The sequence below is a fragment of the Tardiphaga sp. 768_D3_N2_1 genome, assembly GCF_052076105.1.
GTDB lineage: Bacteria > Pseudomonadota > Alphaproteobacteria > Rhizobiales > Xanthobacteraceae > Tardiphaga.
On the sequence record NZ_CP197245.1, the window covers coordinates 5,399,716 to 5,422,391 of the forward strand.

At 61.3% G+C, this 22,676-nt stretch carries 24 protein-coding genes and 1 tRNA gene; 10 read left to right on the forward strand and 15 right to left on the reverse strand.

The genetic code is table 11. The annotated features are described in order from the left end of the window. Positions 1-17: 17 nt before the first annotated feature. Positions 18-536, reverse strand: a complete 519-nt coding sequence (locus AB8A27_RS25390) for a DUF2244 domain-containing protein (protein WP_441244277.1) — start codon at positions 534-536, stop codon at positions 18-20. Between the two features lie 22 nt (positions 537-558). Between AB8A27_RS25390 and nth the strand changes: the two genes are divergently transcribed. Continuing rightward, a complete protein-coding gene (gene nth / locus AB8A27_RS25395) occupies positions 559-1,335 on the forward strand; it encodes an endonuclease III (RefSeq protein WP_441244278.1) in 777 nt (258 codons plus the stop codon). On the opposite strand, the gene AB8A27_RS25400 is transcribed toward nth, so the two are convergent. Then, complete coding sequence (locus tag AB8A27_RS25400; RefSeq protein ID WP_441244279.1) at positions 1,332-2,084, reverse strand: sulfate transporter family protein; 753 nt, start codon at positions 2,082-2,084, stop codon at positions 1,332-1,334. The genes nth and AB8A27_RS25400 overlap by 4 nt on opposite strands. Positions 2,085-2,224: 140 nt before the next feature. On the opposite strand from AB8A27_RS25400, the gene AB8A27_RS25405 reads away from it, so the two are divergent. The 3 genes from AB8A27_RS25405 (at position 2,225) to AB8A27_RS25415 (ending at position 5,456) form a co-directional block, all read left to right on the forward strand. Then, the gene (locus tag AB8A27_RS25405) at positions 2,225-3,607 is read left to right on the forward strand and encodes an ABC transporter substrate-binding protein (RefSeq protein ID WP_441244280.1); all 1,383 of its coding nucleotides are present in this window, start codon (positions 2,225-2,227) and stop codon (positions 3,605-3,607) included. A gap of 111 nt (positions 3,608-3,718) precedes the next feature. Beyond that, the gene (locus AB8A27_RS25410) at positions 3,719-4,591 is read left to right on the forward strand and encodes a carbohydrate ABC transporter permease (protein WP_441245023.1); all 873 of its coding nucleotides are present in this window, start codon (positions 3,719-3,721) and stop codon (positions 4,589-4,591) included. Positions 4,592-4,604: 13 nt separating this feature from the next. Further along, the gene (locus AB8A27_RS25415) at positions 4,605-5,456 is read left to right on the forward strand and encodes a carbohydrate ABC transporter permease (RefSeq protein ID WP_441244281.1); all 852 of its coding nucleotides are present in this window, start codon (positions 4,605-4,607) and stop codon (positions 5,454-5,456) included. Between the two features lie 9 nt (positions 5,457-5,465). Here the strand turns inward: AB8A27_RS25415 and AB8A27_RS25420 are convergent, their stop codons facing one another. Continuing rightward, complete coding sequence (locus tag AB8A27_RS25420; protein ID WP_441245024.1) at positions 5,466-6,353, reverse strand: lipo-like protein; 888 nt, start codon at positions 6,351-6,353, stop codon at positions 5,466-5,468. A 194-nt stretch (positions 6,354-6,547) separates the two neighbouring features. Between AB8A27_RS25420 and AB8A27_RS25425 the strand changes: the two genes are divergently transcribed. Then, complete coding sequence (locus AB8A27_RS25425) at positions 6,548-7,951, forward strand: flavin monoamine oxidase family protein (protein ID WP_441244282.1); 1,404 nt, start codon at positions 6,548-6,550, stop codon at positions 7,949-7,951. A 25-nt stretch (positions 7,952-7,976) separates the two neighbouring features. Here the strand turns inward: AB8A27_RS25425 and AB8A27_RS25430 are convergent, their stop codons facing one another. From AB8A27_RS25430 to rpmI, 6 genes are all read right to left on the reverse strand, one after another. Next, positions 7,977-8,924 (reverse strand): MBL fold metallo-hydrolase, encoded by a 948-nt coding sequence (locus tag AB8A27_RS25430; protein ID WP_441244283.1) that lies wholly within the window; start codon positions 8,922-8,924, stop codon positions 7,977-7,979. A gap of 72 nt (positions 8,925-8,996) precedes the next feature. Continuing rightward, complete coding sequence (locus tag AB8A27_RS25435; RefSeq protein ID WP_441244284.1) at positions 8,997-9,764, reverse strand: TSUP family transporter; 768 nt, start codon at positions 9,762-9,764, stop codon at positions 8,997-8,999. Then, positions 9,761-12,166 carry a phenylalanine--tRNA ligase subunit beta gene (pheT, locus tag AB8A27_RS25440; protein WP_441244285.1) on the reverse strand — a complete coding sequence of 802 codons (2,406 nt, stop codon included), beginning with the start codon at positions 12,164-12,166 and terminating at the stop codon, positions 9,761-9,763. Before pheT ends, AB8A27_RS25435 begins: the two co-directional genes overlap by 4 nt. Further along, positions 12,163-13,245, reverse strand: a complete 1,083-nt coding sequence (pheS, locus tag AB8A27_RS25445; protein WP_441244286.1) for a phenylalanine--tRNA ligase subunit alpha — start codon at positions 13,243-13,245, stop codon at positions 12,163-12,165. Before pheS ends, pheT begins: the two co-directional genes overlap by 4 nt. A 206-nt stretch (positions 13,246-13,451) precedes the next feature. Continuing rightward, positions 13,452-13,811 carry a 50S ribosomal protein L20 gene (gene rplT / locus AB8A27_RS25450; protein ID WP_068730282.1) on the reverse strand — a complete coding sequence of 120 codons (360 nt, stop codon included), beginning with the start codon at positions 13,809-13,811 and terminating at the stop codon, positions 13,452-13,454. A gap of 67 nt (positions 13,812-13,878) precedes the next feature. Continuing rightward, a complete protein-coding gene (gene rpmI, locus AB8A27_RS25455) occupies positions 13,879-14,079 on the reverse strand; it encodes a 50S ribosomal protein L35 (protein ID WP_011661951.1) in 201 nt (66 codons plus the stop codon). A 293-nt stretch (positions 14,080-14,372) separates the two neighbouring features. Here rpmI and AB8A27_RS25460 point away from each other — a divergent pair, with 293 nt between their 5' ends. Further along, the gene (locus tag AB8A27_RS25460) at positions 14,373-14,519 is read left to right on the forward strand and encodes a hypothetical protein (RefSeq protein WP_176454502.1); all 147 of its coding nucleotides are present in this window, start codon (positions 14,373-14,375) and stop codon (positions 14,517-14,519) included. Between the two features lie 98 nt (positions 14,520-14,617). On the opposite strand, the gene infC is transcribed toward AB8A27_RS25460, so the two are convergent. Then, positions 14,618-15,157: a translation initiation factor IF-3 gene (gene infC, locus AB8A27_RS25465; RefSeq protein ID WP_092141944.1), complete on the reverse strand. Its 540-nt coding sequence runs from the start codon at positions 15,155-15,157 to the stop codon at positions 14,618-14,620. A gap of 332 nt (positions 15,158-15,489) precedes the next feature. On the opposite strand from infC, the gene AB8A27_RS25470 reads away from it, so the two are divergent. Further along, positions 15,490-16,272, forward strand: coding sequence for an alpha/beta hydrolase (locus tag AB8A27_RS25470; protein WP_441244287.1), 783 nt, complete (start codon positions 15,490-15,492; stop codon positions 16,270-16,272). A 45-nt stretch (positions 16,273-16,317) separates the two neighbouring features. Continuing rightward, a complete protein-coding gene (locus AB8A27_RS25475) occupies positions 16,318-16,788 on the forward strand; it encodes a nuclear transport factor 2 family protein (RefSeq protein WP_441244288.1) in 471 nt (156 codons plus the stop codon). Here AB8A27_RS25475 and queG read toward each other — a convergent pair. Together queG and AB8A27_RS25485 are read right to left on the reverse strand one after the other, a co-directional pair. Further along, positions 16,748-17,983, reverse strand: a complete 1,236-nt coding sequence (queG, locus tag AB8A27_RS25480; protein ID WP_441244289.1) for a tRNA epoxyqueuosine(34) reductase QueG — start codon at positions 17,981-17,983, stop codon at positions 16,748-16,750. The genes AB8A27_RS25475 and queG overlap by 41 nt on opposite strands. Next, positions 17,932-18,624, reverse strand: a complete 693-nt coding sequence (locus AB8A27_RS25485) for a glutathione S-transferase family protein (protein WP_068730287.1) — start codon at positions 18,622-18,624, stop codon at positions 17,932-17,934. Before AB8A27_RS25485 ends, queG begins: the two co-directional genes overlap by 52 nt. Before the next feature lie 205 nt (positions 18,625-18,829). On the opposite strand from AB8A27_RS25485, the gene AB8A27_RS25490 reads away from it, so the two are divergent. Continuing rightward, on the forward strand, positions 18,830-19,639 hold the full coding sequence (locus tag AB8A27_RS25490; protein ID WP_170849629.1) for an undecaprenyl-diphosphate phosphatase: 810 nt from the start codon (positions 18,830-18,832) through the stop codon (positions 19,637-19,639). A gap of 56 nt (positions 19,640-19,695) precedes the next feature. On the opposite strand, the gene AB8A27_RS25495 is transcribed toward AB8A27_RS25490, so the two are convergent. Next, a complete protein-coding gene (locus AB8A27_RS25495) occupies positions 19,696-20,664 on the reverse strand; it encodes a complex I NDUFA9 subunit family protein (protein WP_441244290.1) in 969 nt (322 codons plus the stop codon). A gap of 165 nt (positions 20,665-20,829) precedes the next feature. Between AB8A27_RS25495 and AB8A27_RS25500 the strand changes: the two genes are divergently transcribed. Further along, positions 20,830-20,916, forward strand: a tRNA-Leu gene (locus AB8A27_RS25500). 112 nt (positions 20,917-21,028) lie between these two features. Here the strand turns inward: AB8A27_RS25500 and AB8A27_RS25505 are convergent. After that, positions 21,029-21,664 (reverse strand): 2-dehydro-3-deoxy-6-phosphogalactonate aldolase, encoded by a 636-nt coding sequence (locus tag AB8A27_RS25505; protein ID WP_441244291.1) that lies wholly within the window; start codon positions 21,662-21,664, stop codon positions 21,029-21,031. Further along, positions 21,661-22,641 carry a 2-dehydro-3-deoxygalactonokinase gene (locus tag AB8A27_RS25510; RefSeq protein ID WP_441244292.1) on the reverse strand — a complete coding sequence of 327 codons (981 nt, stop codon included), beginning with the start codon at positions 22,639-22,641 and terminating at the stop codon, positions 21,661-21,663. Before AB8A27_RS25510 ends, AB8A27_RS25505 begins: the two co-directional genes overlap by 4 nt. Positions 22,642-22,676 lie beyond the last annotated feature (35 nt).

A 22,676-nucleotide genomic window follows, 5' to 3' on the forward strand; every position in this document is an offset into this window, starting at 1 on the left:
CGTTTCCCGATTGGTCATCAGTTCACCGGATTATAGGTCGGGCCGCGTTTGGCGGCCTGGAGCGCTTCCATCAAAGCTTTGATAAAGCTTGCTTTTTCCTCTGCGCCGAGGAACCGCGCGATTGACACCCGACGGCCGCGCGACACCAGAAAAAGCTGCTCAATGCCGAATTCGGCGTGGCACACCTGATCGATCTGCACCCAGAGCGGATTGAACGCCCATTCGACCACGTCACCGCGCGGGCTGACCCGGCGCACACGGATTTCCGACGGCGTGACCGTGATCTCTTCGGTGGCCCTGGCGCGTCTGTCGTAGATCTTGAAGGCGATATAGATCGCCAGCAGGTCGAGGCCGAAAAAGCCGAGCACCGGCCAGGCGCCCATCAGCAGGAAGGTCATCCCCGCGCTGAACGAGACCACGCTGATGAAACCCATGAGCACGAGGAAGCCCTTGCGACCCAGCGCGCGATGTGGGCGAAGCAGCGCGCTGAACAGCATCGGTTCCTGCAGGACGTCAAAGTCGTTGCCTGATGTCATGGTCCCTCAGTATATCCCTTTGATGCCGAAAATCACCCGCAAGCTCCCCGCCAGCACGAAATCCAGTCCTGCAAAGAAGGTTGTAGCGAAAGCGGTAAAGGCGCCTGCGAAGAAGGCAGCCAAGTCGAAGCCCATCAAGCTGAAACCCATCAAGTTGAAGCCTTGGACTAAAGCCCAGGTGCATGAAGCCTTCTCGCGCTTTCGCAAGGCCAATCCCGAGCCCAAGGGCGAGCTCGAACATCTCAATCCCTATACGCTGCTCGTGGCTGTGGTGTTGTCGGCGCAGGCGACCGACGCTGGCGTCAACAAGGCGACGCGCGCGCTGTTTCCCATCGCCGATACACCGCAAAAGATGATCGATCTCGGCGAAGAGACGGTGCGGGAATATATCAAGACCATCGGCCTCTATCGCACCAAGGCGAAGAACGTCATCGCGCTGTCGGAAAAACTGATCCGCGAATTCGGCGGCGTCGTGCCGCGCACCCGCGCCGAAATCGAGTCACTGCCGGGCGCCGGGCGCAAGACCGCCAATGTCGTGCTCAACATGGCGTTCGGCGAATACACGATGGCTGTGGACACCCATGTGTTCCGCGTGGGCAATCGCACCAACATGGCGCCGGGCAAGAACGTGCTGGATGTCGAACTCGAACTGGAGCGCGTGATCCCGCACGAGTTCATGCTGCATGCCCATCATTGGCTGATCCTGCACGGCCGCTATACGTGCCTCGCACGCAAGCCGCGCTGCGAGGTGTGCCTGATCAACGATCTGTGCCAGTGGCCGGAGAAGACGGTGATCTAGGCGACCGGCACCTTCGTCACGCGGCCCGGCTCGATCAGCTCGGGTCGTGGCCCGCTCAATCGCTTGTGCATATGGACCATGAAGGCCATGCCGAACAACGGCGTGGCCAGGTTGACGATCGGGATCGAGACGAAGGCTGCGATGAACAGCCCCGCGGTGAACACCGTCGCCGCATGCTGCTTGCGCATCGCCTTGGCGTCCGCCGGCGAGCGGAACCGCATGGCGGCGAGCTCGAAATATTCGCGGCCGAGCAGCCAGGCCGTGGCGATGAAGAAGACGATGAAACCAATGCCGGCAAAGAACACGAAGGGCAGCGCGATCAGATAGACCGCGATGGTCAGCAGCGCCGTCTTGCCACCTTCGGTGATCGCGAGCCCAAACGGCAATGCGACGCCGGCCCGCTCGGCGGGATAGTGCTCGCGCTCGACGATATCGGCGACATCATCGACGAACACGCTGGCGACCAGTGACGTGATCGCCGGCATCAGAAAGATTGCGCCGACGACGACGCCGAGACCGGCGGCAATCGACAAGATCCAGGACAGAACATTGATCATCGTGTGGTAGTCCGACCCGATAGCACTTTCAGCCCAGACGCCGCCCGAAGTGGCAGCCCAGTTCAACAGCCGCTGCATGCCGACCGCCAGGACGGTGATTAAAACGAGGGCAAGTCCGATCGACTTCCACAGGATGCTGCGCATTGGCGGTGAAAGAATTTGCGATAGCGCTTTGGCGGCAGCGACAAACATCCGATTTTCTCCTTGTAATCACGAAGACGTAACCATTGCGAAGTTGTCAGACAAGTGCAGCGCAGCATCGACTTCTTCACTGGACGGATAAATAGAAAGAGGTAGTCTCAAGAAAAACAATCATCAGGGAGGACGACGTCTTGATCACCAAGGGTACCCGTGCGCTTGTTGTTGCCACTGCCGCTTCTGGCTTGTTTCTGACCGCAGCGCCCGCCTTCGCGCAGCAAAGCATCACCGTCTGGTTCAGCAAGGGCTTCTATAAATCCGAAGATGAATCGCTGCTGGCAGCGATCAAGAAGTTCGAAGACAAAACCAAGATCAAGGTCGAACTCTCGCAATATGCCATTCAGGACATGATCCCGAAGACCGTGGCGGCGCTGGATTCCGGGACACCGCCGGATGTCGCCTATGCCGATACTTATGACGTGCAGGCGTCCGGCAAATGGGCCTTCGAGGGCAAGCTCGAAGACCTCACTGACATTCTCGCGCCGATGAAGGACAAGTTTGCGCCGAACACGGTCGAGACCGCCTATCTGATGAATGGCCAGACCAAGAAGAAGGCCTATTACGGCTTTCCGCTAAAGCAGCAGTCGATGCATGTGGAGATCTGGAGCGATCTTCTCGAGCAGGCCGGCTACAAGGTCAGCGATATTCCCAAGGACTGGAAGGGCTATTGGTCATTCTGGTGCGACAAGGTCCAGCCGGCCTACCGCAAGGCGTCAGGCAGCCGTGCCTATGGCGTCGGCCAGCCGATGGGCGTGGAGTCCACGGACTCGCTGCAGTCGTTCTACACCTTCATGGATGCCTACAACGTCAAGTTGGTGGATGATGACGGCAAGCTTCTGGTGGATGATCCCAAGGTCAAGGAAGGCCTGATCGGCGCGCTCAGGGACTATACCGACACCTATATCAAGGGCTGTACGCCGCCGTCCTCGACGACGTGGAAGGACCCCGACAACAATGTCGCCTTCCACAACAAGAGCATCCTCATGACCCACAACTTCACGATTTCGATCGCGGCGAAGTGGTTCGAGGATTCGCAGAATCAGTCGCTGACGCCGGAACAGCGTGCAGCGGGCAAGAAAGCCTATGAGGAGACGATCGTCACGGCGTCGTTCCCGCTGAAGCCGGACGGCACGCCCATCAAGTATCGCTCCGACGTGAAGACGGGGATGATCTTTTCACAGTCGAAGAACAAGGCGGGCGCCAAGGAGTTCGTCAAGTTCCTGATGGAAGAAGAAAACCTCGGCCCCTATGTTGAAGGTGCACTCGGTCGCTGGTTCCCGGTGACCAAGGCCGGACAGGCAAGTCCGTTCTGGCAGGCCGACAAGCATCGCAAGGCGGTCTACACCCAGTTCACGGGTGGCACCTCGTCGTTCGATTTCGTGAAGAACTACAAGTTCACGATCCTCAACAACGAGAATGTCTGGGCCAAGGCGATGAACCGTGTGGTCAGCGAGAAGGTGCCGGTCGAAAAGGCCGTCGATGAGTTGATCGCCCGCATCAAGGAAATCGCGGGTTAAGGCCTCCGTCGTTCCGGACAGGACCGCCGCCTTTGGCGCCGGTCCCGCCCTCGGCACACCAATTGGTGTGCCGAGGAGTGACAGTTGAGTTACATCCAGGTCAAAGGCGCAATGACGGCGATCACTTACTCCACCTCCGACGTTCCTTCTCCTCCCCTGTCCGCGCGGCTATCGACGCCGCAGGTCTGGGGCATTGTCATGCTGGCGCCCTATCTGCTCGTCTTCGCCGCTTTCGTGGTCTATCCGATCGGTTATGGCTTGTGGCTGGCGCGGCATCCGGCCAGCTATGTCGCGCTCTATAACGATCCGGTCTTCGCCCGCGCCGTCGTCAATACGCTGATCTTCCTGATCATCGGCATCAATGTGAAGATGCTGATAGCTCTGTTCCTGTCCGGCTTCTTCGTGCAGTCGCGCACCTGGATCCGCTGGCTCTCGGTGCTGTTCATCCTGCCCTGGGCGGTGCCGTCGATTCCGACCATTCTGTCGGTGCGCTTCATGTTCAATCCCGAATGGGGCGTGATCAATAATCTGATCTTCAAGTTCACCGGCGAGGACGGCCCGAATTGGCTGAACAATCCAGCGATGGGTCTGACGCTGGCGATTCTGGTGCATATCTGGAAGTCGCTGCCGTTCTGGACATTGATCCTGATGACCGGCCGCCTCGCCATCTCGAACGACATGTTCGAGGCCGCCGACGTCGACGGCGCCAGCTGGTGGCAGAAGTTCCGTTTCATCACCTGGCCGTCAATGCAGACGCTGTATCTGACCTGCACGCTGCTCTCGATGATCTGGACGCTCGGAGATTTCAACAGCGTCTATCTGCTCACTGGCGGCGGCCCGGCCGATCTTACCCATGTGCTCTCCACATTGGGTATCCGCTATCTCCGGCTCGATCAGCTCGATCTCGCAATGGCGTCTATCGTCTGCGCGATGCCGTTGGTGTTGCCGCTGGTCTATTTCATGATGAAACGGCTCTCTCGATGAGAAGGTTTGCCCGATGAGAGTGCCAACGCTACGAGAAGTCGGAACCGAAGCGCGACTGCTGCTGATTGGCATTCCCGTGCTGATCTGGACGCTGATTCCGATCTATCACATGTTCCTGTTTGCGATCTCGCCGAAACAGGATGCGTTCGCGGGCAAGCTGTGGCCCGACCATCCGACGCTGAACAATTTCAGGATCGTGTTCAATCAGCAGCACTATTTCCTGCGCGATTTCTGGGCGCAGTTTGGAAACTCGGTTGTGATAGCGGTTGCGGTGGGGGCGCTGACGCTCGTGACTGCAACATCGGCAGCCTTTGCAATCTCACGGCTGCGTGTACGTGGCGGCCGGACGGTAATGAATCTCGCTCTCTTCACCTATTTCATTCCCGCGGCATTCCTCGCTGTGCCGATGTATCGCACCATGGGCAATTACGGTCTGCTCAACAATCACTGGTCGCTGATCCTGGCGATGGTGACCATCGCCTCGCCCTATGCGATCTGGGTTTTGAAACAGGCGTCCGACAAGCTGCCGCTCGAGCTCGACGAAGCCGCCATCATGGATGGCGCAACGCCGCTGCAACTGTTCCGCATGGTCTATGTGCCGCTGATGTTGCCGTCGCTGGTCGCGATCGGCACCTATGCGCTGCTGCTCGCCTGGAACGAATATCTCTACGCCTTCCTGCTGTTGTCGAAAGACACGGAGATCACGCTGCCAGTGGCGCTCGGCAACTTCCTGGCCGCCGACGACTCGCCCTGGGAATTGCTGATGACCACGGGCTTCATCTACGCGCTCCCGCCGGCCGCAGTGTATTACGCGTTCCGGCGCTATATGGTCGGCGGACTCACAGCGGGCGCGGTCAAGTCCTGACGTAGCGGATCAGGCGACCTGCCTGATCCTAGGCCTGCTCATGTCTTCGTCAGCCACTTCCGCTTCCGTGTCAGTCGTTTCAGAAATGAGCGGCGGCGTGCCGAAGACGTCCGGAAATGGATCGAAAGTGCCCGCCACCTCCCGGAGCGGCTTCTGCTTGTCGGCCCAGTGCAGAGCCGTGTAATCGAAGCCGAGTTCGATGGTCGGCTTCACCACTTCGAAATAGGGCGAGATATCGAAATCCCTGGGCATATACAGCGATGAATCGCGGATATGCAGGATCTCGCGGCGGGCCTGGCGGCTGCCGGCGCGGGTGATTTTCGGCAGAATCGGATAGCGCACGGCATCGAAAGCCTGCGCGATTAGTGCCGAGCAGATGATCTTGGTGGGATCGCCGGAGCCGAAAGCGATCATGCGCCGCCGCCAGCGCTGCGGCACCGGAAGCGGGATCAGGAAGCGCATCAGGTCGAGAATGTTCTTGGTGTCGTAACCAAAGCCAATCCGGTTGATGGCGTAACGACACACCGTGACGCGGTCCTCATAGGACAGACCGACCGGGCGGCACAGGCGGGTGTGGAACGGATAATATTTCGACAGCGGTGCCGAGGTGACGCCTTCGCCGATATTGGCCTCGATCAGCACATGCGGCTCGCCATTCGGCTCGGTGGCGCCGTCGATCGGCCCGACATAGAGCGCAGAATGCGACCAGGTCGATTGCGTGAGATATTTGATGATGCCGGAGACGCGGTTGTTGCCTTCGACCAGCAACACATCACCTTCCTGGATGATACCGCGCAGGCGTTCTGGGTCGCTCGGCGTGAAGGGCTCGTAGCCGGGCAGTTCCTTCTGCAGATATTTCGCGATCAGTTTCCCGACCGTATCGAGCATGAGGCCCATGATCGTGACTCCCCCAGCGCGGTTCATGTCGACCGCTTTCCCTGGCTTCATCATGGTCGAGAGCCATTGCAATTTGGTTCATGCCCACGCGCCGCTGGTGACGATTGATTCACCACAATGGTTGCTGCACATCCTCGAATACGGCAAGGTTCGCGGGACGTTCTCATGCATCGCAAAATTTCGGAAACCATGTCATGACAATTTCACGCCGGGATTTCCTGTCGGCGTCCGCAGCATTGACGCTCGCGCCGCTGTTCGGCGCAAGGGCATTGGCTGCGCCACTACCCCGGGATGCTGACATTGTCGTGATCGGCGCAGGTGCCGCGGGCATTGCTGCGGCGCGCCGTATCCAGGCCGCCAACCGCAAGGTGATCGTGGTCGAGGCCTCCAGCCGGATTGGCGGACGGTGCATGACGGACGCGACAAGCTTCGACGTCCCGTTCGATCGTGGCGCACGCTGGCTGCACACGCCTGAAACCAACGCAGTGGTGAAGCTTGCCCGGCCGGCGGGGATCGATGTCGCCCCGTCCCCGCCGAGCCAGAAGCTGCGCATAGGTCGTCGCAACGCCCGCGCCGGCGAAACCGAGGAATTGCTCGCCGCGGTGGTGCGCGCCAATCGCGCCATCGACGAGGCCGCGCGCCGGGCCGACATCTCCTGCGCCGCGGCGCTACCGAAGGACCTCGGGGACTGGGCGGGCACGATCGATTTCGTGCTCGGGGCTTATGCGACCGGTAAGGACCTGAAAGATCTCTCGACGGTGGATCTCTCGCGCGCGCAGGATCGCGCCATCGACGTTGCCACGCGCCAGGGGCTCGGCGCGTTGATGGGCAAACTCGGCGAAGCCGTCCCGGTGGCGCTGTCGACGCCTGTGACGCGCGTGACTTGGAGCGGTCGTGACATCGGGGTGGAAACAGCGTCGGGACGCATTGCGGCGCGTGCCGTCATCATCACCGCGTCGAGCAATGTGTTGTCGTCGGGAGCGATCAAGTTCACGCCGGAACTGCCAAAGCGGCAGCTCGAGGCGGCGGCAAAACTCAGCCTCGGCAGCTATGACCGTATAGCGCTGCAGTTTACTGGCAATCCGCTCGGGCTCGGTCGCGACGAGCTGATGGTCGAGCAAAGCACGAGCACACGCACCGGTGCGCTATTTGCGAATATTGGTGGATCATCACTGTGTACCGTCGATGTCGCCGGCACATTCGGCCGCGACCTTGCAACTCAGGGTGAGGCTGCGATGCTGGCTTTTGCTGTGGAGTGGCTGACGAAGCTGTTCGGCTCCGATATCAAACCTGCGATCAAGCGCTCTGCAACGACGCGCTGGGATACGGTGCCATTCGTGCTCGGAGCCATGTCGGGGGCCGCGCCGGGTGGCCAGGCCTCGCGCCGCGTGTTGGCTGAGCCCATGGGCAATCTGTTCCTCGCCGGCGAAGCAACGCATGAAACGCTGTGGGGCACGGTCGATGGCGCATGGGAAAGCGGCGAGCGCGCAGCAGAGGCGGCGCTCAAGAAGATCGGCGCAATGAAGGAGCCGGAACCGGAAAAGCCGGTGCGAACCAAGCAGCGGCGGCAGCGGTCGAGCGGAGCGGGAGCGGAGTAGCTGCGACGTGAGGCTGCTATTGGCGCTACACCGGTAGCGTCAGCTGCATCAGATCCTTGGCCACGATGATCTTGCCGGAGAAATTCTTTCGCGCGCCTTCGATCCAGTTCTCGTCGGTGACTTCGGGATCGTCGCCCGGCACGAAATGGCTGAGCACCAGCACCTTCACGCCAGCCGCGGCGGCGATGCGGCCGACATCCTCTGTGGTGGTGTGACTCTCCATCAAATGCTTTTTCAGCGTCGCGCCATTCTTCGTCTTGATCACCAGCCGGTCGACAGCGGGGACGTAAAGTGCCTCATGCATCAGCACGTCCGCCCCCTTGGCGAACTCTGCGAGCTTCGGGTTGTAAGCGGTGTCGCTGGAGAACACGATGACGCCGTCGGGCGTCTCGAATTTGTAGGCGAAGTTGTCGACGATCGGCGGATGCGGCGTGCGGAACGCTGTCACCTTGACGTCGGCGGTCTGCAGCACCACGCCATCCTCCGCTATATCCTTGGCAACGAGCAGCGGTCGCGGATCGGGGCGGCCTTCATCTTCGATGCGGGTATCTACGTCGAATTTGTTCAGCTCCCAGTAAGTCCGGGTCATCGCCTCGATGCCCCTGGGACCGAACGAGTGGATCGGCGTCGAGAGGCCTGCGGCCCACGCATTGTAGAAGAGGTTGCCGTATTCCAGATTGTGATCGGAATGGTGGTGGCTGATGAAGATATACTTCACCGAGGGAATCGGCACGCCGGCATTGACCAGCTGCCGGCTGACGCCCATGCCGCAATCGATCACGAATGGCGTATCGTTGACGACAACGAGGTTAGCGGGATTGGATGCACCGACGCCGACGCGCGGGCCGCCCTTGGTGCCGAGAAATATGATCCTGGTGCGCGGTTTTGCCGGCGTCTGCGCCAGCGCGGGGCGCGCCGCCAAGACCGCGGCGCCGGCAGCGGCAAATTTCAGCATGTCGCGGCGATCGATCATGGTTTTCTCCCGTATTTTTGAATTGGAGAGACCCTAACGCCGCGCCGGCTGGCGCCGCAAGTCACGCAAGCGTCAGTGAAATATCCCGTCGAACAGCGGCAGGCTAATCAGCGCGGAGACGGCGATCAACGCGTAGCAGATGCGGCGGAACAGCTCGTCGCTGGCCTTGCCGAACAGTTTCGAGCCGAGCCAGAGGCCGAGACCGAACAGTGGTCCGGTAATCACTGCAAGGCCGAGGATGGCTGTGTTCCACAATCCACCGATCGTGTAGCTGATGATGATCAGCACGTCGGCGATAGCGAAATACAGAATGATGTTTGCGCGTGTGACGGCCGCGACCGCCGCGTCTCGCAGCCAATACATCACGATGGGCGGGCCGCCGAGCTGCGCCAAGCCACCGAAAAAGCCGGCGACACCACCGACGCTGACCGTCACCGGTACGGTCGGCTTGCCGGGATAGCGCCAGCCGGAGATCAGTAGCGTCAGCATCGTGACGATCAGCGCGACGATGCCCCAGCGAACAGTCAGCGGATCGGCCCAGGCCAAGGCCATGGTGCCAAGCGGCACGCCAATAAGCGCGCCCAGCGAAATGATGCTGACGTCGCGCCTGTCGGCTCGTCTTGCAGCGTTCGGGATCAGCGTCAGCGTGGTTGAGAAGTCGATCAGCAGCAGCAGAGGCGACGCGACTTGCGCGCCGGCCACGCTTGAGGCGAGCGGCATGAAGATCAGCGCCGAACCGAAGCCCGAAAACCCGCGGGCCAGTCCGGCGATGAAGGCGGTGATGGTGATAAAAACGAGCGACGTGGTCGAATACTGGACCAGGCCGAGTGCCTCCATCATGCGCGCAACGTGCCGCCCGTCTTCTTCGTTACTTCCGCCACGATCTTCGCTGCCACTGCATCGATTTCCTGATCGGTCAGGGTCTTCTCGCGCGGCTGGATCGTGACAGCGATGGCCACCGACTTCTTGTCGTCGTCGATGCCCTTGCCTTCATAGACGTCGAACACGGTCACCGCAGTGACCAGCTTCTTGTCGACGCCGGCTGCGGCACGCACGATGTCGCCGGACAAGACCCTGCGATCGACGATAAAGGCGAAATCGCGCGAGACCGGCTGGAATGCCGAGAGGTCCAGCGTCGGCTTGGCGCGCGTCGCCTTCTGCTTGGCGTCGGGAATACGATCGAGGATCACTTCGAACGCCATCAACGGACCGTCGGCGCCGAGTGCCTCGAGCGTGCGCGGATGCAGTTCGCCGAAATGACCGAGGACGTTCTGCGGGCCGATCTGGATGGTGCCCGAACGGCCGGGATGCAGCCAGTTGGCGCCACCGGCCACGATCTGCAGTGCCTGCATCGGAGCGCCGGCGGCTGCGAGAACCGCAAATGCATCGGCCTTGGCGTCGAGCGCATTCGCAGCGCTGGCGCCTGACCAGTGACGACCGTTGCCAATCGACGATGCGAGACCACGCCGCACGCCGGATGCAGCCATGAACTGATCCTGCGGGCGATCGCCACGGAAGACCTGGCCGACTTCGAACAGCGCGAGATCGGACGAGCCGCGATGTGCATTGGCTTGAGCGGCCGCGATCAGTCCGGGCAACAGGCTCGGGCGCATGTCGGAGAGATCGGCGGCGATCGGATTGGCCAGCGCCAGTTCAGGGGCGCCGCCGCCGAACACTTCGGCATGCGGTTTCGAGATGAACGACCACGTCACGGCCTCGACAAGGCCGCGTGCCGCCAGTCCACGCTTGGCGCGGCGGGTGCGCTGCTGGATCTGCGTCAGCACCGGCTTGCGCGGGGCATCGCCACGCGGGAACGGCGTCATCGGCACTTTGTCGACACCGACAATGCGCATGATTTCCTCGACGATGTCGGCCTTGTCGGTGACGTCGCTGCGCCATGACGGCACCGCAACCTTCACCACGGGGCCGCTGCCGGCCACCATGAAGCCAAGATGGCCGAGGATGCGCCGCATCTCGGGGAACGGGACGTCGATGGCGGCGAGGCGTTTCACTTCGGCAATCGGGAAGTCGATAATGCGGTCGTCGCCGTAGGGCTTGCCGACCACGATGCTTTCCGACGGCGTGCCGCCGCACAGCTCTATCACAAGCTTGGTGGCGAGTTCGAGGCCAGGCACCATGAAGACCGGATCGACGCCGCGCTCGAAACGATAGCGCGCGTCGGAATTGATGCCGAGCCTGCGGCCGGTCTGCGCGATATTGATCTCGTTCCACAGCGCGGATTCGATCAGCACATCGGTGGTCTCTTCCGAACAGCCGGACGCTTCGCCGCCCATGATGCCGGCGAGCGATTCCACGCCGTTGTCATCGGCAATGACGCAGACCTTGCTGTCGAGCGTATAGGTCTTGCCATCGAGTGCGAGCAGCGTCTCGCCGTCGCGCGCGTGGCGCACCGTGAGATCGCCCTTCACCTTGGCGGCGTCGAACACATGCAGCGGACGCGCGCGGTCGAAGGTCAGGAAGTTGGTGATATCGACCAGCGCATTGATCGGGCGCAGGCCGATCGAGGTCAGCTTTTTCTGCAGCCACTCCGGCGAAGGGCCATTTTTGACGCCGCGCACGAGGCGCAGTGCAAAGCCCGGGCACAGCTTGGCGTCTTCGACCGTGACTTTCACCGGGCAGGGGAATTCCCCCTTGATTGGCTTGATGCCGGGATTCTTGAACACGCCCATGTCAGCCGCGGCAAGGTCACGCGCAATGCCGGTCACGCCAGTACAATCTTGGCGATTCGGCGTCAGGTTGATCTCGATGACGGGGTCGCCGAGCTTGGCCCAGTCGACATAAACAGCACCGACCGGGGCATCCCCGGGGAGTTCGATGATGCCATCGATTGCATCGGGCAAACCGAGTTCACCGGCCGAGCACATCATGCCCTGGCTTTCGACGCCCCGGATATTGCCGAGGCCGATGGTGAAGTCCTTCCCCGGAATATAGGTGCCGGGCCGTGCAAGCACGGTCTTCAGCCCCGCACGCGCATTCGGCGCGCCGCAGACGATCTGCAGGGGTTTGTCGTCGCCGACATTGACGGTGCAGACGCGCAGCTTGTCGGCATTCGGGTGCTTCTCGGCTGTGACGATCTCCGCGATCGTGAACGGCTTCAGCAGCTTCGCCTTGTCGTCGACATGCTCGACCTCGAGCCCGATCATGGTGAGCTTGTCGGTCAGTTTCTCAAGCGGCTCGTCGGTCTCGAGATGATCTTTCAGCCAGGAGAGGGAGAATTTCACGTGCTCAGTCCTCCGGCCAGCGTCGGTACTTCAAGCGGCTTGAAGCCGTAGTGATTCAGCCAGCGCACGTCACCCTCGAACAGCTGACGCAGGTCGGCCATGCCGTATTTCAGCATTGCGATGCGATCGATGCCCATGCCCCAGGCGAAGCCCTGATACACATCGGGATCGATGCCGCAGGCGCGCAGCACGTTCGGATGCACCATGCCGCAGCCGAGAATTTCCAGCCAGTCTTCGCCTTCGCCGAAACGGATCTCGTTCTTGTCGCGGCGGCACTGGATATCGACCTCCAGCGACGGCTCCGTGAACGGGAAGAACGACGGACGGAAGCGCATATTGACGTTGTCGACCTCGAAGAACGCCTTGCAGAATTCGTGCAGGATCCATTTGAGGTGGCCGAGATGCGAGCCCTTGTCGATCACGAGGCCTTCGACCTGATGGAACATCGGCGTGTGGGTCTGGTCGCTATCGCTGCGATAGGTGCGGCCCGGACAGATCACGCGGATCGGCGGTTGCTGGCTCAGCATGGTGCGCACCTGCACCGGTGACGTATGGGTACGCAGCAGCAGGCGCGAACCGTCTTCCTTCGGATTGAAGTAGAAGGTGTCGTGCATCTCGCGGGCCGGATGGCCCTCGGGGAAATTCAGCTTGGTGAAGTTGTAGTCGTCGGTCTCGATATCCGGACCTTCGGCGACGGCGAAGCCCATATCGGCGAAGATCGTCGTCAGTTCGTCCCATGTCTGGCTGAGCGGATGAATGCGGCCGAGCTCGGCCGGGCCATCGCGCAGCGGCAGCGTGACGTCGATGGTCTCGGATGCCAAGCGCGCATCGAGCGCGGCAGACTTCAGCACGTCGCGGCGCGCAGTCAGCGCCTGCGTAACGGCATCCTTGGCGAGGTTGATCGCGGCGCCTTCGGTCTTGCGTTCTTCTGGCGACATCTTGCCGAGCGTGGCGAGCAGGGCCGAGATCGAGCCTTTCTTGCCAAGTGCGCCGACGCGCACCGCTTCGAGCGTGGCTTCGTCGGAAGCATTGGCAATATCTGCCAGGATAGTTTGTTGGAGGGTCGTCAGATCGGACATCAGCAACCTCGATGAAAGAGGCGGGCGCCTCTTGCTGCCTTCGCCCGACAACAGGTCGGGTGCGCAGGGTCTACAGCACGGTCTTGCAAGGATTTAAGACGTCAATGGCCGGGACAGGAGCGCGTGAACGCTTCTGCCCGGCCATGACAATGTCGATGAATACGCGGAGCTTGAGAGCTCAGGCTGCGAGCGCAGCCCAAGTTGGCTTACGCTGCGAGAGCAGCTTTGGCCTTCTCAGCAATCGCGTTGAACGCCGCCGGCTCGTTGATCGCGAGATCCGAGAGCACCTTGCGGTCGACAGTCACGCCGGACTTGGCGAGACCGTTGATAAACACGCTGTAGGTCATGCCGAGCGGACGGACGGCAGCGTTGAGACGCTGGATCCAGAGCGCGCGGAACGTACGCTTCTTGCGCTTGCGATCGCGGAACGCATATTGGCCGGCCTTGTCGACGGCGGCCTTGGCGGCGCGGATCGTATTCTTGCGGCGACCACGGAAACCCTTGGCGGCCTTGTAGACTTTCTTATGCTTGGCGTGAGCCGTCACACCGCGTTTGACGCGAGCCATGACTGATCTCCTTCATCTGAAATAACAAAAGGGGTGATATCCGCCGGGTTAAGCGGCGGTAGGGCGATCAGGCGTTTGGCAGAAAGTACTGCTTGATGTTGTCGCCATCGGTCTTGAACAGCACGCGGGTGCCGCGGAGCTGACGAATCTGCTTCTTCGTCCGCTTGATCATACCGTGGCGCTTACCGGCATGGGCCGACATGACTTTGCCGGTACCGGTGACTTTAAAGCGCTTTTTAGCGCCCGACTTGGTCTTCAGCTTGGGCATTTGGCTCTCCTATGGCCACGCAGAAAGCGCCCCGAGGGGCGTTGCGCAGGCTAAAATGCTCGTTAGAGCGTTGAAAATGCTCGACTAATTGCCGTTTGCAAGAAGTCAGCACAGTCGTCGACACGGCAGCCCTTAATCAGCCGGGCGACGAAGGTTGGGCTTATGACAGAGGAATGCCCCGATGGCAACGATTAACGCGGCTCAACACTCTGTTTAGCGCATGGCTTCAGACTGGTCCGAGCGGGGTCGGATGCCTATCTTATTCGGACCAGAGAAACAGAGGGACGACGACAATGGCCCGGAATGCCCGTGCCGCCGCAAGGGCGGTTGCCATCCAGCAAGATGCTGCTGCCCAGACCGCTACCCGCTGGATGTTCGCAGCCGCTGGCCTCGCCGCAGCTCTCGCGCTGGCCGGCGCACTCGCCCTCATTTCAGGCTGAGCCGCCCGGCTCCGACTGATCTCCGAACACTCTTTCAAAGAAAAAGGCCCGCCAAAACTGACGGGCCGCAATCCTTGAGCGCTCAATCACGATTGTGATCAGCGCGGTGCCAGCACCATCACCACCTGACGGCCTTCGAAGCGCGCGTCCTGCTCGACCTTGGCGTATTCAGCGACGTCTGCTTTGACCTTGTCGAGCAGCTTGGTGCCGATTTCCTGGTGCGCCATTTCGCGGCCACGATAGCGCAAGGTGATTTTGACCTTATCGCCTTCTTCGAAGAAGCGCTGCATCGCGCGCATTTTCACGTCATAGTCATGATCATCGATCATCGGGCGGAGCTTGATCTCCTTGATTTCGACGATCTTCTGCTTTTTGCGGGCCTCGGCGGCCTTTTTCTGCGCCGAATACTTGAACTTCCCGTAGTCCATAATCTTGCAGACGGGAGGATTCACGTTCGGCGAAATCTCGACCAGATCCATGCCGGCTTCCATCGCCATCTTGATTGCAGCAATGGTTTCCACGTTGCCGTGGTTCACGCCGTTCTGATCAATCAGCTGGATCTGCAGATTGCGAATTTCATCGTTGGTGCGCGGCCCGTCTTTGGTTGCGGCGGGCGGGGCTCTGTTGGGACGGCGAATGGGTAACTCTCCAATGTTGTGAAGGAAGGCCGCAGTGTGAAGGAATAAGGCGTTTCGAGCAAGCATACTCACGCAACGCAGCGTCAAATCACTCAAATACGAGGCAATTTCGTCACGCGAAAGGCCATCAGGCGTCGCACACCGCTAATCTTGCTCAAATAGAGTTCCCCGGCTCGTTCTGCAAGCCGGGGTTGACGGGAGCGCAACGCGGTACCGAGGTGGACGTTCCACAAGGGTATGGACGTTGATGATCCCCAGGGATCGACGTTGACGATCCGGACCTGCTCAATCAAACAGCAAGCGGCATTTCAGGGTCGAACAAGGATGGTTTGATGAGCATAACGGTATCGACCGAGCCTACTTTCATCACTGTAGGCACAGGCAGCAACAGCCGCCAGATCGCCATGCGGATCCGTGATGGCGCTGCTCCGGGTCTGTTCTGGATGAGCGGCTTCAAATCGGACATGCAGGGCGGCAAGGCCGTGGCGCTTGATGCCTGGGCCTCTGATCATGGCCGCGCCTGCGTGCGTTTCGATTATTCCGGCCACGGTGAATCCGGCGGCGATTTCGTCGATGGCACCATCGGCCAATGGCTGGAGGATGGCCTCGCGGCGTTTGATGCGGCCTGCCAGGGTCCGCAGGTAGTGATCGGCTCGTCGATGGGCGGCTGGATGGCACTGCTGCTGGCGCGCGCGCTGGCTCGACGCGGCAAAGTGGGGCGCGCGACGCTGAAGGGCCTGGTGCTGATCGCGCCGGCGCCGGATTTCACCGAAGAGCTGATGTGGAAAGGCTTCTCGCCGGACATTCGCGCGGAGATCGAGACCACTGGGCAATGGCTGCGCCCGTCGGAATATGGCGAGCCCTATCCGATCACGCGGCGGCTGATCGAAGAAGGGCGCAATCATCTGCTGCTCGGCAGCACGATCGACGTCGGTTGCCCCGTGCGGATTCTTCAGGGCAGGCAGGACCCTGACGTGCCCTGGCAACATGCCTTTCGTCTGGCCGAACGGTTGCCGAGCGAGGATGTCGTGTTGACCATGATCCAGGACGGCGACCATCGGCTGTCGCGCCCGCAGGACATTGCGCGATTATTGTCGGCTGTGGCGGAGTTTTGAATAGGCTTGCCTGAAAAGCGCGATCAATCAGCGGAGGAACTGGAGATGGATGTCATGGCGATGTTGCGCGCATTTTGCGATGCCGTCGAACAGCGTGACGGCCAGAGCTTCGCTGCGCTGTTCACCGAGGACGGCGTCTATCACGACGTCTTCTATGGCGCGTTCGAAGGCCGCGCCAAAATCGCTGATATGGTCGATGACTGGTTCTACCGGACCGCGGAAGACTTTCGCTGGGATATGCATGCGCCGGTGAACGACGGCGCTACGCTCTATGCGCGCTACACCTTCAGTTATCGCTCGAAACTCCCCGAAGCCAATGGCGGTCGCGCGATGTTCGAAGGCGTTGCGATCATGACGCTGCGCGACGGGAAGATCGCGAACTATCACGAAGTGGCCAACACGGCGCCGGCTTTCGTCGATCTGCATTTCGCGCCGGAGCGCATCGCCAGGATCGTCGCAAAACAAGGGGAAGCGCTCAAGGCGCGACCGGAGATGGCGCGACACCTGACGAACTGAGGCCCAGTCGCCACTCGTGGCCGACGCTCTCGTCCTGTTCGGCTTCGCTGAACCGCACAGCCAATGCAGCAAACACATCCGCAGGCATCAGTTGCGACAACGCCCACACTGCAGCCCCGCGGACCACAGGACTTTCATCGCCGAGCAGTCGCTGGGCGTCGTCCATCAGCGCCAGGTCGTTTGAATTGCCGATGGCGATCAGCACATTGCGAATGAAGCGGTTACGGCCAATGCGCTTCACGGGTGACTTCGTGAAGAATGCGCGGAAAGACGGATCATCGAGCCTTGCAAGTTCGGCCAGCGACGGCGCGCGCAATTCATCACGTGCGGCGAGTTTGATCTCGCGGCCTTCCTGCGCAAACTTGTTCCATGGGCAAGCAGCAAGGCAATCGTCGCAGCCATAGATGCGGTTGCCCATGGGTTTGCGGAATTCGTGCGGGATAGGGCCCTTGTTCTCGATCGTGAGATAGGAAATGCAGCGCCGCGCATCGAGCTTGTAGGGCGCGGGGAAGGCCGAGGTCGGACAGCTGTCGAGACAGGCCCGGCACGAACCGCAGCTATCATTGGCCGGCTTATCGCGCGGCAATTCGAGCGTGGTGAAGATGGCGCCGAGAAACAGCCAGGAGCCGAATTCGCGCGAGACGAGATTGGTATGTTTGCCCTGCCAGCCCAATCCTGCGGCGCCAGCGAGCGGTTTCTCCATCACGGCGGCGGTATCGACGAACACTTTCACATCACCGCCCGCCTGCGCGATGAGCCAGCGCGCCAGCAGCTTCAGGCGCTTCTTGATGAGATCATGATAGTCGTCGCCGCGAGCATAGACCGAGATTGCGGCGTGCGAACGTTGCTTGAGGATTTCGAGCGGGTTCTCGTCGGGGCCGTAATTGACGCCGAGCATGATGACGGAGCGCACATCCTGCCACATCACCTTGGGGTCGGCGCGGCGGTCCGGATTGTCGGCAAGCCACTCCATGTCACCATGGGCGCCGGCGTTGAGAAAATCCTGCAGTCGCGCGCGTACGCCGGCGATGGCGTCTGGATCGGTGATCCCGATTGAATCGAAGCCCAGCGCCAGTGCCTCGCGCGTCAGCGTATCCTTGAGATCGGCGGGAAACGCGGTGCGGTCGTCGTCAGCCGATGTGCTCAGAAATCGAGATCCACATAGGTCCGCGATGCCGGCACGCCCGCCAGCCATTCGCTCAGCAGCGGTCGGAACGACGGACGGGATTTCACCCGCGCGTACCACGCCTTCGCTGCGTCGTCCTCGCTCCATGGAACATCGCCCAGATAGTCGATCGCCGACAGATGAGCTGCCGCGACCAGATCCGCATAAGTCAGCCGGTCACCGGCCAGAAAATTACGCGTCCGCGCCAGCCAGCCGATATAGGCCAGATGATAGCGCACATTTGCGGTGGCTGCGCGAATCACATCCATCGCCGGCGCGCCGCCGCCGACCTCTTCGCTCATGAAGCGCTTGTAAATCCGTTCGGTGACCAGCGGACCGGACGCTTCCTCGAAGAATTTCTCGTTGAACCACGCCATCAGTCGGCGCACTTCGATGCGTTCCGCCATCGCGACAGGCAGCAGGCGACGATCGCCCATCTCCGGCCCGTGGGTCTCGTCGATATATTCCGCAATGATCCCCGCGCCTGGAATGGGCGGGAAACCGTCGGTGAGCAGCACAGGCGTAGTTCCCGCAGGATTGAGCGCCAGAAATGCCTCGCGCCGATCCCACGGCCGCTCGTCCACCAATGTGAGATCGAGTCCGTATTCGCCGAGTACGAGACGAATGAAGCGGGAATGCGGACAGAACGAGTGATGGTAAAGCGTGTACATGCGGGCCTTGATAGTTATGCGGTCGTTAAGAAAGCGTCTCGGTTGCGTCGGCGGTAAAAGTGTCACGCGGCGCGCGCCAAACTAGCGAAGCTTGGTTCTGAGGCAACCCGCGAATGTGATGGTATTTGCGATTGCAGCAATGGAGGGAATAGGCGAGAAGAACCCGGCTTTTTCAGGCCCACACTGACGAAGGACAGATAAGCAGATGATGTCTGATGCGATAAGGGCGGTGATTCTCGGCATTGTCGAGGGCGTCACCGAGTTCCTGCCGGTTTCCTCTACGGGGCATCTGCTGCTCGCGGAACGCTTCTTCGATCTGGGCGAGGATAATTTCTGGAAGAGCTTCGCCGTACTGATCCAGCTCGGCGCCATTCTGGCGATCCTTGCACTCTACTTCGGCAAGTTGTGGCATATCGCGCTGAATCTGTTCAAAGGTGACGCTGCGGCGCGCCGTTTCGTGATCGGCGTGCTGATCGCGTTCCTGCCTGCCGCGATCATCGGCGCCGCTGCCGGCGGCTATGTCAAAAGCTATTTGTTCAATCCGTGGGTCGTGTGTTTCTCGCTGATCGTCGGCGGCGCGATCCTGCTCTGGGTCGATCAGCTCGATCTTGAGCCGGTGCATCACGATGCCACGACGTTCCCATTGCCGATGTATCTCAAGATTGGTCTGGCGCAGTGCGTGGCGATGATCCCCGGCGTGTCGCGCTCCGGCGCCACCATCGTCGGTGCCATGCTGCTCGGCGCCGAGAAGCGCGCAGCGGCGGAGTTCTCGTTCTTCCTGGCGATCCCGACCATGGTCGGCGCCTTCGTCTATGATCTCTACAAGAGCCGGGCCGATCTTTCGGTCGATCACGGCGTGATCATCGCGATCGGTTTCGTGGTGTCCTTCATCACCGCGATCATCGTGGTGAAGAGCTTTCTCGGCTACGTGACCCGCCACGGCTTCGCGTTGTTCGCATGGTGGCGCGTGATCGTCGGCACGCTTGGCCTGATCGCGCTGGCGCTGGGCTACTAAAATTCGATGGGTATCGGCCATGCACGCCTTCGGTGTGCATGGCCGAGACGATATCGTCAGTTTATACCGTTATGCGCGAACTGACCGGTGGCGCGGAAGCGCCAGAGATATTGTGGCGCAATCGCTTCCAGCGAATCAGCGGCGATACCCAAGCCATCCAGCGTCAGACCGGCCGCCTTGGCGGCCTCCGACACCACATTGTCCACGCGCAGCATGGCGACCTGATCCGGCGTCAGCTTGAAGTCGCCCGGAGCGAATTGCAGGAAATAGGACTGCAGCTTGGCAATGGCCGCCGGCACCGGCACCACCATGCGCTTGCGCTCGATGGTGGCCAGAACGATGTCGATGATCTCGTTCATCGTCAGCACTTCCGGGCCGCCGAGTTCATAGGTCGCACCCGGCCGGGTCTTGCCATCGACGGCATCGGCCGCAGCCTGGGCGACATCGCCCACATAGACCGGCTGCATTCTGGTCGTGGCGCCGAACACCGGCATCACGGGGGCCATCCGGGCGAGACTGGCAAATCGATTGGTGAATTGGTCCTCGGGGCCGAACACGATCGACGGGCGAAGGATCGTTGCGGAAGGCACAGCGGCCAGCACGGCCTGCTCGCCGGCCGCCTTGGCACGGGCATAGGCTGATTCGGAATTGGCATCGGCGCCGATGGCCGAAAATTGCACCATCCGGGCGCCAATCTCGGCGGCGGCCTGCGCGACCGCGCCGGCGCCCCGCGCCTGCACGGCATCAAAGGTCTGCGCGCCGCTTTCGGTCAGGATACCCACCAGATTGACGACGATGCTGGCGTCGCGCATCGCGGCCTTGATCGAGGCCGGGTGGCGCAGATTGGCCTGAACAATGTTGATCTGTCCGACACGGCCAAGCGGCTGCAGATGGCCGGCCAGCTCGGGACGGCGCACCGCGACCCTGATCCGGTATTCGCGCTTGGCCAGCGCGCGAACCACATGGCGTCCCACGAAGCCGGATCCGCCGAAAACCGTAACGAGGGTGTCGATGGGGGCAGCCATGGATCAGTTCCTTGAGTCAGTCATGCAACGGGCAAAACGGGGGGAATTTAGACCAATTCGCGATACGCCAACGCGCGAGGCCTGTACAGCGGATTTGGAATTGAACGAAGCAATTTGACAAGCGCGTAACGGCCCCCTACTAACCGCGCCACGTGCCTCGCACGTGCCCAGGTGGCGGAATTGGTAGACGCGCTGGCTTCAGGTGCCAGTGGCTTAACGGCCGTGAAGGTTCGAGTCCTTTCCTGGGCACCACGGTGCTCCTAAGTCTCTGATATTCAGAGAAATTCAGTCAGTTTAAATGTGCTGGCCACGCCTCCGACAGGTACGGCGCGCCATCACCGCGAACAGATATCGCGCTCTGCTTCTAGCGGGCCATCGCCTGATCATAAGCCGCGACAGATGCCTGTGCGGTCGCCTTCACCTCGATAGCGCTCATTCCAGGCCGATACAGGCTGCTGCCGAGGCCGAAGACTTGTATGCCGGCGGCGACATAGTCCGCGAAATTCCGGTCGGAAACACCACCAACAGCCCCGATCACGGCATCCTTGGGCAGAACCGCGCGGATGGCGGCGATGCCGGACGGGCCGAGGATCGACGCAGGAAAGAATTTCAGCGCGGAGGCACCGGCGCGGAGTGCGAGGAAAGCTTCGGTCGGCGAGAACACGCCGGGCATCGTGACCATCCCGCGATTCGCGGCCATTGCCAGCACATCGACGTCGACATTCGGGCTCACCATCAGACGCCCGCCGACATCGGCGACGCGGGCGCAATCATCCGCGGTGAGGACGGTGCCGGCGCCGATCAGGGTGTCACTGCCAAATCGTTTGCAAATCCGCGCGATGGAATCGAACGGATCGGGCGAGTTCAGCGGCACTTCGATCATCTCGAAGCCGGTGTCGATCAACGCCTCGACGATGCCCTCCACCTCGTCGGGCTGCACGCCGCGCAGGATGGCGACGAGCGGACGCTTCACGGTAGGCCAACGGATCGGCTGGTTCATATGAACTGAGCTCCCCACAAATGGATTGCAGCCTTGGTCAGGCCGTGTTGCGACGCGCGTTCGGCATCAACGATGGCAACCTCGAAGCCGGCAGCCGCAAGCGCCGACGCATAGAGATCCTTGAGCGCACCGGCGCCGATCAGGCGCACCGGATGCTGCGTGCCATAGCGCGATCCGGCATCGGCGATTTCCGTGCCGATCAGGAGGCCCGACAGGCGTGCGGCACCGTCGGCCTGTTGCTGGAAGCCGAGCAGTTGCGCTGCGCGCAAGCTGAAGAGCGAAGCAGTCAAACCGATCGGCGCATCGATCGCGCGCTGCAGGCCATCGCGGAACGCCTCATTCGCGGCGGGCGACGGCGCGTCGTGATCGACGGCGTGTTTCAGGATGCTGTGCTGAGTGATGACCGAAAATAGTTCGCCGGTCATATAGGTCGTGAATGATACCACGCTGCCGGACTCAATACGGATCCATTTGCTGTGGGTGCCGGGAATGCAGACCAGGCCGGTAAAGCCGGGCTCGGTCACGCCGAGGAGTTGCGTCTCTTCGCCGCGCATGACGTCGGGCGCCGCGGCGTCGGCCTGGGCAATGCCGGGCAGGATACGCACGTCGCCTTGTGTATCGACACGCTTCGCACCGTCGTGCAAGGCGTCGAGGCGTGTCGGTGTGTGCAGATAGGGCGCTTCGATCCAGCCCTGCCGTGCGCCGGCCATGCCACAGATCAACACCGGCAGGTCCTGCGGTCCGCCAAGCCTGGTTCCGCCAAGTCTGGCAAGATGATCAGCGAGCACCGGAGCGAAGCCGGCAGTCGCGCAATGTAGCATGCCTTCAGGCCCGCGGGTTTCCGCAAGCGCGTTGCCGTCGGCGGTCATCAACCAGCCTCGAAAGCTGCTGGTGCCCCAATCGACCGCGACGAAAGCCGGCTTGTCTGATGTCACGTCTTGCTCCGGCTTGTCATGGCACGAGTTCGTGCCAAGCATAGCCGAAAGCCTGACTCTTGGAAGGCTGTTCGAGA